This window comes from Mesorhizobium sp. M1312 (assembly GCF_040318115.1).
Classification (GTDB): domain Bacteria; phylum Pseudomonadota; class Alphaproteobacteria; order Rhizobiales; family Rhizobiaceae; genus Mesorhizobium.
In genome coordinates this window covers 76,568-88,468 of sequence record NZ_JAMYLQ010000026.1, presented here as the reverse complement: position 1 = coordinate 88,468, position 11,901 = coordinate 76,568, and the positions used below count along the sequence as shown (strand labels likewise).

The following is an 11,901-nucleotide window of genomic DNA, read 5'->3' as shown; positions in this document are numbered from 1 at the left end:
TTATTGCAAAGTCAAACAGGACACGAGATTCCAGATTGTGGCTGGATTGCGCCTTGTCCAAGCCGATGGCCAGTAAAGTTTTCGCGATCAGCCGTGCTGGTTAGAAGCGCTAGCTGGCATTGCCGAGCCCGGCGGCACGCAAGGCCTCGACCAGCCGGTCGGTCAGATCGGCGGGGTATCTCCGCTCGACAAAGGTTGCGCGCGGATCGGCAGCGAATTTCGGGAATTTGACAGTCATCTCGTCCACAAGTTCGTGCGCCAGTTGTTTGCGGCCGGTTGCCCTCGCGCCGATCAGCCGCGCAGCCAGATAGTGTGATTTCGTTGGCGTCGCTTGCAACGCCTCACTGGCAAGCGCGGCCTTATTCATATCGCCCGCCATGAACTGGCCGACGAAAAGCCCATAGTCCCACCAGGTCGGATGCGCGCTTGAGGTTTCGGCGGCGTGAGCAAGAATCGGTGTTCCCTCCCGGTACCTGCCGGCGAAAATCAGCCCATAAGCGTAAGCTGCCGCCATGCTGAGGTCGTAAGGGTTGAGTTCGTAGGCCTTGTGCATCCAGCGGATCGATTCCTCCGAATTGCCGAGGCGGGAATTGAGATAGCCATAGGCACGGTGCGCATAGGGACTGGTCGGCCCCATCTGCACGGCGCGACGGGCAAGCGACATCGCTTGTTCGATCGTTGCGCCGGCTGGATAGGCGTAGTGATCTGTGGCCGCCTCGAGATGGAGGGTCGCGAGCTCCGAATAGACGAGTGACGATTTCGCATCCCGATTGATCAGGTTTTCGAGACAGTGATAGGCAGCCTCATGGGTTTTGGCGCCCTGGTCGAGATAGTACTTGTCGTTGAGCAACAGACATTCCGTCAGGCCGGTCTGAAGGCCGCTCTGTTCGATGTAGTTGTAGATCGTGCCAGAGGCTGGAACGGCCGAACTCAAAATGCCGGCGACACTATCCTCGACGGTGGAGGGTGTGCTGTCGGCGGCAGTCAAGTTACGTGACAGCAGGACCCGTCCGGTCGCCACGCTTTGAAGCTCCAGAGTAACATCGCCCGCCGTTGGTCCCGGCAAGACATCGAATACGAAGCTGATTGCATCGGTAACCGGATCGGGCGGGCCGTCGGCGTCCCGACCGATGAAGTTGACCGTATCGAAGCCGCTGAGGCCGGCGCGCAGCGATGCCGCGACGCGGGCAGCCTCGGCGCTGTTGGTTTTCACCGCAATGTAGACGAGCGGCAGGGTTTCAATCGGAGCCCATGGCGCAATACTGCCGGTTGCCACCGCGTTTTCGATCGTCGACGCGGCATCGCTTCCCGCCAGCAATGCGCCGCTTCCCTGACGAAGGATCAGTACGCCCAGCATGGCGATGACCAGAGCGATCGCCAACCAGAAGAACTGGAGATGGCGAAGCAGCGACGGCGCCGGCTCGAGAACGACAGGGGACATCAACGATGCGGCACCTGCGGCCATGCCGGGTTCTTCGAGCGATCCCGACGAGGTGGCCGCCGCTTCAATGTGTTCCTCCGGCTCCGGCTCGACCGGCAGGCGGATGGCGTTGAGTTCATAGGATGGAACATAGCCGCCACGCGGAATGGCGATGCGGATCGGCTCGGCAACACCTTCATTGGCGAAGTAATGCTGCAGCAGCTCGCGTAGCCTGCCCGCCTGCACCCGCACCACGGCGTCGGTCGACGGATCGAAATCGCCGTCCTTGCCGAAAACATCCATCGCGATGGAAAAGCCCTTGAGCTTGTCGGCTTCGCCTGCCTGCTCGCGCTCGACCAGATAGCGAAGCAGCTTACGCGCTCGTTCGGATCTCCCGAACGTTTCGCTGGCTAGCAATCGCTCCAACGTCTCGCGCACTGCGGGGGCGGCAGGCGTGGCATGCTGCAAGTGTCGATCCTTTCGAAGTCGGCACAGGTTAAGACGCAATCATATAGAGCCTGCCCTGCCATACAAGCATGCATCCATTATGCGATCGCGTACCCCACCGGATAATTTTCCGGTGGTTAACGGCGCGAAAGGCCAGAGCAAGAAGATGCCATGTGGGTTCATCTTGCTCCAGCGCTGTTAGCTTTCGACAGCTTGTCTTCCGACGATACGGTTGGCGGCGGAAACCACGGCTTCCAGCGAAGCGGCCACGATGTTGGTGTTGATGCCGGCGCCGAACAGCTTGCCGCCGGGATGCTCCATCTCGACATAGGAAATGGCCGAGGCATTCGAGCCGCGCTGCATGGAGTGCTCCGAATAGTCGAGCACCGACATCGGCACGCCGACATGGCGCGACAGCGCGTCGACAAAGCCGTCGATCGGGCCGGTTCCGGTGCCTGAAATCGTCACCTCCTTGCCCATGTCCAGGATGACCGCCTCCACCGCACGCCGGCCCTTGGTCTCGAGGTCCGGATAGGTGTGGTGGTCAAGGAACTTCAGCCGCGCGCCGGGCTGATCGACATAGGTTTCGAGAAAGCGCTCGTAGATGCGCTTGGCCGGCACCTCCTTGCCTTCGGCGTCGGTAATCGCCTGGATCGCCTGACTGAACTCGATCTGCAGGTTGCGCGGCAGGTTGAGGCCGTAGTCTGCCTGCAGCACATAGGCGATGCCGCCCTTGCCGGACTGCGAGTTGATGCGGATGATCGCCTCGTAATTGCGTCCGACATCGGCTGGGTCGATCGGCAGATAGGGCACTTCCCAGTACGGCGTATTGGCCTTGCGCAACGCCTTCATGCCCTTGTTGATGGCATCCTGGTGCGAGCCGGAAAAGGCGGTGTAGACGAGCTCGCCGACATAGGGATGGCGCTCGGGGATCTTCAACTGGTTCGAATATTCATAGACGTCCTTCATCCGGTTGATGTCGGAGCAGTCGAGCTCGGGATCGACGCCTTGCGTGTACATGTTGAGCGCCAGCGTGACGATGTCGACATTGCCGGTGCGCTCGCCATTGCCGAACAGCGTGCCTTCGACGCGGTCCGCGCCCGCCATCAGACCGAGTTCGGTGGTGGCGACGCCGGTGCCGCGGTCGTTGTGCGGGTGCAGCGAAATGAGCAGGTTTTCGCGGTTATCGAGGTTGCGGCACATCCATTCGATGCGATCGGCATAGATGTTGGGTGTCGACATCTCGACCGTGGACGGCAGGTTGATGATCAGCTTGTTTTCAGGCGTCGGCTTCACGATCTCGGTGACGGCGTTGCAGATTTCCAGCGCCACTTCGAGCTCGGTGCCGGTAAAGCTCTCCGGCGAATATTCGAAACGATAACCGCCGCCGGCCTTCGCCGCCATGTCGGTGATCATCTTGGCCGCATCGGTGGCGATCCGCCTGATGCCGGCGACGTCCTTCTCGAAGACGACGCGGCGCTGCAATTCGCTGGTCGAATTGTAGAAATGCACGATTGGGTTGGTGGCGCTCTGCAGCGCCTCGAAGGTGCGGGTGATCAGTTCCGGCCGGCACTGCACCAGCACCTGCAGCGAGACATCGGCTGAGACATTGCCCTCTTCGATGCACCAGCGGGCGAAATCGAAATCGGTCTGCGAGGCCGACGGGAAGCCGATCTCGATCTCCTTGAAGCCCATGTCGAGGAGCAGGGCGAACATGCGCGCCTTGCGCTCGTGGCCCATCGGGTCGATCAGCGCCTGGTTGCCGTCGCGCAGGTCGACCGAGCACCAGATCGGCGCCTTGTCGATGACCTTCGAAGGCCAAACGCGGTCGGTGAGACCGACCGTCGGGTAGGGTTGGTATTTCCGGGCTGCCTCCGGCATGCCCCGGGCTGCCTCCGGCATGCCCCGGGCAGCGTCTGGCATGGCCTTTGCGGCATCCTTGCCCATCTTCCCGCTGTCTGCGCGGATTTCTTCTCGTGCGTTCATTGTCGTCTCTCCCGGCGGCTCGCGGGATCCGCTTCAGGCGGATTTGGTGCCGAGCGGCGCCTTTACCAGATGTTCATTCGCTAGATGTGACTTGCCAAATTTTGAGACTGGCCAAGGAGCATGCGCGTGAGCGGCGGTTCGACCGCCGGGCGCTCCTTTAGCGAACCCGGCGATCGCCGATAAGGCCGAGAAGCAGCAGAGCGGAAGCAAGCGCGCGCACGGTCTCGCCAGCAAAGCCGGTCTGACGGGAAGCGACGGAGGTGGCGCGGTTGATCATGGCGGTTTTCATACAGGAGCAGCCAAAGAGAGGCAAGTGGGGCCGAACGACTGGCGTTTTCTAGGCTACCCGACGCATTCCTGAGCGACTGGGCTGGTCCCTCGGCGGCCGCGAGCAGATTGCGTGGCGCCTGATCCATTTAGGTGATAGCGCCGCAGGTCTTTCTGCAGCCGCAGATTACCCTCTATTCCCTCAGAGTTCGCGCCACCAGCCGCGCCACACTCGGTCCGACCAGCAGCACGATGAGGAAGCGGGCCGATTGCAGCGCCATGACGAAGGAGATATCGACGTGCTGTGCGGCGGCGGCGATGATGGCGACGCTGTCCATGCCGCCGGGGCTGGTTGCCAGATAGGCGGTCAGCGGATCGATGCCGAGCACATGGCTGATCATGAAGCCGAGACCGCCGCAGAAGGCGATGAGGATGATGATCGAGCCGACGATCTGCGGCAGCGCCCGCGTCGCGTGCCGAAGAATTGCCCTGGTGAAATTCAGGCCGATGGTCCAGCCGATCATCGTGTAGCCGAGGGCGAGCAGCCAGGGTGGCAACTGCATCGGCACGCCTAGTCCGAGATGCACAGCAGTGCCGAAAATGAAGGTGCCGAGGAAGAAGGGTGAAGGCAGCCTGAGTAGCTTTCCGATGAGGCTGCCGACGAGCGCCACGCCAAGTGTCCCGGCAAAGGCTGTTGGATCGATCGGCGGGAACCAGACGATGGCCGGAACCTCAATGCCTGAAGTGTCGACCCACATCTTTGCGATAAGCGCGGCAGTCATGGAGACGAAGATGACGCGCAGATATTGCATGAAGGCGACGAGACGCTGGTCGGCGCCGAAGGCGCCTGCCATCAGCACCATGGCGGTGGCCGCGCCCGGCGATGAGCCCCAGACGGCGGTGGTGCCGGGCAGGATACGCCAGCGGCTGATCAGCCAGCCGAGCAGGCTGGACGCCGCAACGGTCACCACCACGGTGCCGAGGAACAGCGGCCATTCCTTGTAGAAGACCGGAAAGATGTCAGGGGAGATCGAAGCGGCGACGAGGCAGCCGACGATCGCCTGGGCGGCGCCGAACAAAGGGCGCGGCACGCGCACCGTGGCGCCGTTGGTGCCGGCCAGGATCGCCGCCAGCATCGGTCCTATCAGCAGCGCTGCCGGCAAGGCGCCGAATTCCAGTGCGCCGGCAAACAGGATAGAGAAGATCAGCAGGGCCAGCCACTGCGAGACTTTGGGCATCCGCGCCATACGTTCGACGGTCGGCTGGTCTGGCAGGGAATCCATTTTTCGGTCTTAAAGCTGAAGAGGCGAGATGCGAACCCCGCGGCGGTGAAAAATGCGTCAGCCCAGGCGTCAGCCGGTTTTAACGGCGGGCAGGCCGAAGCCGCCTACCGGCTGCGTCTCGACCTGGAATTCGAAGCCCGCGATGATCGGCCGCGCCTTGATTATCGCCGCCTGGACGTCCGGCAGTTGCAGCGAAGCCTTGTGGCTTGCCTGGTCGGTCCACACCTCGGTCACCCAGATCGCGTCGGCATCGGCCGGATCGGTGGCGATGATGTAGCTCAGGCAGCCAGGCATGGCGCCGGTGCTGGCGAGCAGAACATCCATCATTGCGTCGCGCTGGCCGCGCGTCGCCCGCATCTTGCCGATCAGACCGTACATTACCGATTTCTCCGTTGGCTTCCGCGACAAGTATGCAGGTCGCCGCTCAGGGCATCAACTGGCCACCATTCACCTCGATCACCTGGCCGGTGATGTAACCGCTCAACAGAGCGGACGAGAGGAACAGATAGGCCCCGACGCAGTCCTCGGGCGTGCCGGCGCGGCCCTGCGGAATGGTGGCCACCATGCCTTTCATCTGCTCCTCGGTCGAATAGCGCTCGTGGAAAGGCGTCGCGATGGTGCCCGGCGCCACCGCGTTGACGCGGATGTTGAAGCCGATCAGTTCCTTGGCCATGCCGCGGGTCACATTGGAAACGAAGGCCTTGGCCGAGCCATAAAGGCCGGCGCCGCCGCCGGCGCCATTGCGTGCGGCGATCGACGAGGTGTTGACGATGAAGCCGCCCTGGCGCTTCAGCCATGGCATCGCCTTGCGCGATGCGGTCAGCACGGAGCGGGCGTTGAGGTCCATCACCGCGTCGTAATGCGCCTCGGTCAGTTCGGCATAAGGCACGCGGCCGAGCATGCCGCCGGCATTGTTGACCAGCCCATCGAGCCGGCCGAAATGTTGCGCACTGTCCTCGACGACGCGCTCGACATCGGCGGGGATCGAGAAATCGCCCTGGACTGGGAATACCTCGCCGCCGCCGTTGCGGATGGTCCCGGCCAGGTTTTCGGCAGCTGCCCGACTTGAACTGTAATGCAGCGCGACGCGGCATTTCTGCCCGGCGTAAGCCAGTGCAAGTGCCGCCCCGATACCAGTCGAAGCGCCGGTGATCAAGACCGCCTTGCCGGCGAGGTCGGGAATGACCAGGGTGGGGGTGACAAGGGTGGTTGTGGTGGCTGGCACGTTATTCCTCCGAACTCTACCTACTCCTCGTAGGGCCTCGCCGCTCCAATGTTCAAGTCCGTAGCGGCTCAGGGACGCAAATAGGCGTAGCCCTGGCGCTGCAATTCGGCGAGCTTGACGACGCCGCCGGTCTCGGCGGCATGGAAGCCATCGAGGAGATCGGTGAGCGCAACATCCATGCCGTGCATGGTGTTGGCGCAAGCATGCGGGGTCAGCCCATCGCGAACTAGCCCGGCGAAACGCCCCGAGATGGCAGCCGAGGCGCTCTTCGACCTGAAAGCGGCGAGTGCCGGTCCATGCACGACCAGCACGATGTCGACCTTGCCGCGGGTGCCCTCATAGTGGTTCTTGATATTGCCGAGCACGAACCCGACCTTGTCGAGGTCGCTGAGGTGATAGGCGACCTTCTGCCTTTCCTCTTCCACGGCCGCCGCCTTGACCTGGCGCAGCCCGAAAAGGCCAGCGGCTCCGGCAAGTCCCACGCGGAAAATATCGCGGCGTCGCATCATGTCGTTCTCCAGTATGCAGTCCTCGCAAATTGCGTGGCTTCGGCCTCGATCCTAGCATAAATTGAAATCACGTCCTGTCAGGCGAGGAGGGGCACATGACATCGAAGACCATTGTGGGCGCCGGACTTGCTGTCGCCTTACTTGCCGCTGTTGCCGGCACCGCCCTTGCCGACGATACGCCTAAGCTCACCGAACTCAGCCCGGACGGCAAGGATGCCTGTTTCGGGCGTGTCTACGATGCCGCGCATCTCAAGGCGCATCCGAACCAGAAAGTGGGACGGATTTTCTTCTACTATGGCAGCGATCCGGTCAGCCACCCGAACGAGGAGCCGAGCAGCGCCCCGTCCGGTTACAACGGCTTCATGGCGACGACGGTACGCAGCGCCAAAAAGCCCGAATGGGTCGGCGGTTGGTGCGGCAAGGATGATTCGCACTCGGACGCGATCCATTGCGGCATGGAATGCGACCGCACCATGGCCTTACTGAAGGTCGATGAAAAAGGCCGGCTGATCGTCTCCGGCGTGCATCGCAACCTTTATCTCGATGCCGGCGCCGAGGATGAACTGGGCGAGAAGGAATACGCCAAGCAGGCACTCGGCACAGAAGACGACGGCTTTCGGCTCGACCGCATGCCGGCGCAGGGCTGCAAGGCCGAATTCGCGCGCATCGATCCGATCGACCCGGCGCTGGGAGCCCCGCTGCGTGAGCGGCTGAAACCGGACCAGCCGTTCTGCTACGGGCGCGACTACGATGCCGCGCATCTCGGCTCGCATCCCGATCAGTCTACCCACACCATCCGGGTTTTCCGGGGCCCGATCGAGCTGGCCTCCTTTGCTCAGGAAGGCGATCCGGCAAACTGGCCAAGCGGTGCCGAGATTGCCGTCTCCGTCACGACGCGTCATAAGGCCGCCGAGGTTACGCAGAGCTACAGTTGTGAAGGCGAAGCGGACCAGTGGCGCTGTGTGGCGAGCGCGAGGACGAGCGATTTTTCCTGCGACATCGCAGCCAGGGAGATTTATCTGCGTCGCGGCGCCAATGGCACGATGATGCTGGCCAACCCCAACAGCAGCCTGCCAATCATCGACCTGTGCTCGAAGGCGGCGGAGGGTAAGACGATGTCCGACGACAAGGTCTATCGGCTGGAGCCGATGCCGCAATCTGCCTGCGCACCTTGAGATTTTGTGGTCAGAAAGGGACGGCATATGGACAAGGCAAAGGTGTTCTGGTCAGGCCGCTCGCAGACGGTGCGTCTGCCCAAGGAATTTTGTTTCGAAACCGAGGAGGTTTCGATCCGCCGCCAAGGCCGGGCGGTCATCCTCGAGCCGCTCGCGCAGGATTGGGCCTGGCTCGACCAGGTGACCGGGCCGCTTGACGACGACTTTGTCGAGGCAGCTTTAGAACGGCCGACATAGACCTGGTGATCGCCGCTTCACGCGAACGGCACTGCCGTCGTGCCCTTGGGCAGTTTTGCCTCGTCGTCGGGCTCGACATGGATGGTTACGCGCACCGAGGGGATTTCTGCCTTCAGCGCGTCCTCGATGCGGTCGCAAATGACGTGGCTGTCGCCCACCGACATGTCGGCATCGACGACCAGGTGGAACTCGATGAAGGTGGCGCGGCCGGCAATCCGCGTCTTCAGATCGTGGACTTCCAGCGCGCCTTTGCAATTGGCCGAGATGATGTCGCGGATTTGCAGGTGCTCCTGCGTGTCGACGGCGCGGTCCATCAGTCCGTTCATCGACGAGCCGATGACGTGCCAGCCCTGCCACAGGATGTTCAGCGCGACGATGACGGCGAGAGCGGGATCGAGGACTTGCCAGCCGGTGAGCACGGCGCCGACCAGACCAATGAACACGCCGACCGAGGTCGCCACGTCGGTCATGATGTGTCTGCCGTCGGCGACCAGCGCCGGCGACTTCTCGGCACGGCCGGTACGGATCAGCGTCAAGGCCCAGAAGGCGTTGATCGCTGTCGCGACGCCGTTGATGGCGAGGCCGGTCCAGGGCTGTTCGAGCGGGGCGGGATGTCGCAGGGACCACCACACTTCGTTGAGGATCAGAAGGGCTGCCAGCACGATCAGAACGCCCTCCAGAACAGCCGAGAAATATTCGGCCTTGTGATGGCCGAAGGGATGATCCTGGTCGGCCGGCTTGTAGCTGACCTGGATCGCCCAGTAGGCGGCGGCCGAGGCAATGACGTTGACGATCGATTCCAGCGCGTCCGAATACAGCGCCACGGAACCGGTGAGATACCAGGCCGCCAGCTTCAGGCCGAGCACGACGAAAGCCACGATGATCGACCAGAAGGCGAGGCTGGCGACCTTGCGCTTGCCGGCGGTTTTCGGATCAATTGCGGTCATTAATTGGTTCCAGCCGCGGAAGCCGGAGCTAAGCCGCCTTTTCCCTAGCCTTGCGCGGTAGATGTGCAACGATGTTCTCGATGATGCGCATGCCGGCATTGTGGCCGAGGGTCATGATCGATTCCGGGTGGAACTGCACCGCAGCGATCGGCTCCTTGCTGTGCTCGAAGGCCATGATAACGCCTTCTTCCGTCTCGGCCGTGACGACGAAGCCATCGGGCAGGCGGACCGGATCGGCGAAGATCGAGTGATAGCGGCCGACCGTCACCTCCTTGGGCAGGCCGGAAAAGATGATGCCCGGCTTCGACACGCGGATACGCGACGGTTTGCCATGCATCGGCACGTGCAGCTGCCGCAGCTCTCCGCCATAGGCCTCGGCCAGCGCCTGCAGGCCGAGGCAGACGCCGAAGATCGGCAGGTCGCGCGCGCGGGCCCGTTTGATGGTGGCGGCGCAGTCGAAGTCCTTCGGCGTGCCGGGGCCGGGCGAGAGCACGACCAGATTTGGCTTTAGCCGGTCGAAGACCTCGTCCGGCACAGGCGTGCGCACGGTCGAGACGTTGGCGCCGGTCTGGCGGAAATAGTTGGCCAGCGTGTGGACGAAGGAGTCCTCGTGGTCGACCAGCAGGATGTTGACGCCGTCGCCGACGCGTGCGGTGGCGCGTTCGGTATCGGCGGCATTGCCAGACTTGGCGTCGCGGATGGCGGAGATCATGGCGGATGCCTTCAGTTCGGTTTCGGCTTCTTCTTCCTCGGGGATGCTGTCGAAGAGCAGCGTGGCGCCGGCGCGCACCTCGGCGATGCCGTCCTTGATGCGGATGGTGCGAAGCGTCATGCCGGTGTTCATGTCACCGTTGAAATTGACCATGCCGATCGCCCCGCCATACCAGGCGCGCGGGCTCTTCTCGTTCTGCTCGATGAAGCGCATAGCCCATAATTTCGGCGCGCCGGTGACCGTGACCGCCCAGGCATGCGACAAGAACGCGTCGAAGGCGTCCATGCCTTCGCGCAGCCGCCCCTCGATGTGGTCGACGGTATGAATCAGCCGCGAATACATCTCGATCTGGCGGCGGCCGATGACGCGCACCGAGCCTGGGTCGCAGACCCTCGACTTGTCGTTGCGATCGACGTCCGAGCACATGGTCAGCTCGGATTCATCCTTCTTCGAATTGAGCAGCTTCAGGATCTGCTCCGAGTCGGAAATGGCGTCGTCGCCGCGCTTGATCGTGCCTGAGATCGGGCAGGTCTCGACGCGGCGGCCGTTGACGCGCACGAACATTTCGGGCGAGGCGCCGATCAGATATTCGCCCTCGCCGAGATTGATAAAGAAGGAATAGGGCGAGGGGTTGATGGTCTTCAGCTTGCGGGAAATGTCGGAGGGCGGCGTCTCGCAGCGCTCGTAGAACATCTGGCCGGGCACCACCTCGAACAGATCGCCGCGTTTAAAGCTTTCCATGGCCTTGCGCACCAGATTGGCATATTCGCCCGGCTCATGGTCGCCGCGTGGCGGGATGCGGTCGGCGGTCTTGAACGGCTCGACGATTTCGTCGCGCGGCAGGCCCTCCGTCGAAAACCCGTCGCCAGAATAGTCGTAGCGGTCGGTCCAGGCCTTGGTCGAATAGTGGTCGACGACCAGGATCTCGTCGGGCAGGAACAGCACAAGGTCGCGCTGGCTTTGCTGGCGCTCGAGCTTGTAGTCGACTGGATCGAACTGGAAGGCGAGATCATAGCCGAAGGCGCCGTAGAGGCCGAGATTGGCGTCTTCCTCCGTTTTGAACAAAGCGGTGATGGCGCGCAGCACGGTGAAGACGGAGGGAACGCGGCTGCGTTCCTCTTCGGTGAAAACACGGCCGGGCTTGGCCACGTCGAGGCGGATCAGTCTCTTCGACGTCTCGGCGACCGTCACGTCGTCAAGGCCGCCAAGCGCCTTGCCGATCACCGGCAGAAGCACCTCGCCACGGCTGTTCAGCGCCTCGATGCGCATGGCGCGGCCACGCGCCGAGATCACCAGCGGCGGGTCGATGATGGCGGTGTCCCAACGCGTATAGCGGCCGGGATATTCGTAATTCGAGGAAAACACGGCGCCGCGGCGCGCATTCAGCCCGTCGATATAGGCGTCGATCGCGCCTTCATAGGGCCGGTCATGGCGCTCGCGGGTAATCGTCACGCCACCCGCCGTGACGAAGCGCTCCGCCCCGTTGTCCAGAATTTTCGTCGTCATTGCCGTCTCCATCAGCGTCTTGGCTATATCAGCGTCTTGGGGCAACGGACCCGGGGCATGGCTTGAAAAAACAAATGGCCGCCCGGACATTCCGTTGCGGCCACCTTCTATTTTCACGCGCACGCGTTCGAACAGGCCGCTGTCAGCGAGCCCACCACCAAACGGTCTTGATCGAGCGCATGTTCAT

10 protein-coding genes are annotated in these 11,901 nt (G+C 62.7%); 2 read left to right on the top strand and 8 right to left on the bottom strand.

Going from position 1 to position 11,901, the window contains the following annotated elements; translation table 11 throughout:
- Nucleotides 1-109 precede the first annotated feature (109 nt).
- The 6 genes from NKH36_RS25550 to NKH36_RS25525 form a co-directional block, all read right to left on the bottom strand.
- Complete coding sequence (locus tag NKH36_RS25550; RefSeq protein ID WP_352961437.1) at nucleotides 110-1,888, bottom strand: tetratricopeptide repeat protein; 1,779 nt, start codon at nucleotides 1,886-1,888, stop codon at nucleotides 110-112.
- Nucleotides 1,889-2,065: 177 nt separating this feature from the next.
- A complete protein-coding gene (gene leuA, locus NKH36_RS25545; RefSeq protein WP_352961509.1) occupies nucleotides 2,066-3,748 on the bottom strand; it encodes a 2-isopropylmalate synthase in 1,683 nt (560 codons plus the stop codon).
- Between the two features lie 566 nt (nucleotides 3,749-4,314).
- Nucleotides 4,315-5,403, bottom strand: a complete 1,089-nt coding sequence (locus NKH36_RS25540; RefSeq protein ID WP_352961438.1) for an AbrB family transcriptional regulator — start codon at nucleotides 5,401-5,403, stop codon at nucleotides 4,315-4,317.
- Nucleotides 5,404-5,472: 69 nt separating this feature from the next.
- Nucleotides 5,473-5,781: a putative quinol monooxygenase gene (locus NKH36_RS25535; protein ID WP_352961440.1), complete on the bottom strand. Its 309-nt coding sequence runs from the start codon at nucleotides 5,779-5,781 to the stop codon at nucleotides 5,473-5,475.
- Between the two features lie 46 nt (nucleotides 5,782-5,827).
- Complete coding sequence (locus tag NKH36_RS25530) at nucleotides 5,828-6,628, bottom strand: SDR family NAD(P)-dependent oxidoreductase (RefSeq protein ID WP_352961442.1); 801 nt, start codon at nucleotides 6,626-6,628, stop codon at nucleotides 5,828-5,830.
- A 68-nt stretch (nucleotides 6,629-6,696) separates the two neighbouring features.
- Nucleotides 6,697-7,134 (bottom strand): DsrE family protein, encoded by a 438-nt coding sequence (locus NKH36_RS25525; protein WP_352961511.1) that lies wholly within the window; start codon nucleotides 7,132-7,134, stop codon nucleotides 6,697-6,699.
- Between the two features lie 98 nt (nucleotides 7,135-7,232).
- Here NKH36_RS25525 and NKH36_RS25520 point away from each other — a divergent pair, with 98 nt between their 5' ends.
- Together NKH36_RS25520 and NKH36_RS25515 are read left to right on the top strand one after the other, a co-directional pair.
- Nucleotides 7,233-8,312 (top strand): hypothetical protein, encoded by a 1,080-nt coding sequence (locus NKH36_RS25520; protein WP_352961444.1) that lies wholly within the window; start codon nucleotides 7,233-7,235, stop codon nucleotides 8,310-8,312.
- A 27-nt stretch (nucleotides 8,313-8,339) separates the two neighbouring features.
- Entirely contained in the window at nucleotides 8,340-8,549 is a 210-nt protein-coding gene (locus tag NKH36_RS25515; protein WP_352961446.1) for an antitoxin, read from the top strand.
- Between the two features lie 17 nt (nucleotides 8,550-8,566).
- On the opposite strand, the gene NKH36_RS25510 is transcribed toward NKH36_RS25515, so the two are convergent.
- Nucleotides 8,567-9,496 (bottom strand): cation diffusion facilitator family transporter, encoded by a 930-nt coding sequence (locus tag NKH36_RS25510; RefSeq protein WP_352961449.1) that lies wholly within the window; start codon nucleotides 9,494-9,496, stop codon nucleotides 8,567-8,569.
- 28 nt (nucleotides 9,497-9,524) lie between these two features.
- The gene (locus NKH36_RS25505) at nucleotides 9,525-11,714 is read right to left on the bottom strand and encodes an anthranilate synthase (RefSeq protein WP_352961452.1); all 2,190 of its coding nucleotides are present in this window, start codon (nucleotides 11,712-11,714) and stop codon (nucleotides 9,525-9,527) included.
- Nucleotides 11,715-11,901: the final 187 nt, after the last annotated feature.

What these genes read in the sequence shown, in the direction of transcription:
- NKH36_RS25540 (WP_352961438.1), bottom strand. Translation starts at nt 5,403, where the DNA reads ATGGATTCCCTGCCAGACCAGCCGACCGTCGAACGTATGGCGCGGATG.
- NKH36_RS25510 (WP_352961449.1), bottom strand. Translation starts at nt 9,496, where the DNA reads ATGACCGCAATTGATCCGAAAACCGCCGGCAAGCGCAAGGTCGCCAGC.
- NKH36_RS25525 (WP_352961511.1), bottom strand. Translation starts at nt 7,134, where the DNA reads ATGCGACGCCGCGATATTTTCCGCGTGGGACTTGCCGGAGCCGCTGGC.
- leuA (WP_352961509.1), bottom strand. Translation starts at nt 3,748, where the DNA reads ATGCCGGAGGCAGCCCGGAAATACCAACCCTACCCGACGGTCGGTCTC.
- NKH36_RS25535 (WP_352961440.1), bottom strand. Translation starts at nt 5,781, where the DNA reads ATGTACGGTCTGATCGGCAAGATGCGGGCGACGCGCGGCCAGCGCGAC.
- NKH36_RS25520 (WP_352961444.1), top strand. Translation starts at nt 7,233, where the DNA reads ATGACATCGAAGACCATTGTGGGCGCCGGACTTGCTGTCGCCTTACTT.
- NKH36_RS25505 (WP_352961452.1), bottom strand. Translation starts at nt 11,714, where the DNA reads ATGACGACGAAAATTCTGGACAACGGGGCGGAGCGCTTCGTCACGGCG.
- NKH36_RS25515 (WP_352961446.1), top strand. Translation starts at nt 8,340, where the DNA reads ATGGACAAGGCAAAGGTGTTCTGGTCAGGCCGCTCGCAGACGGTGCGT.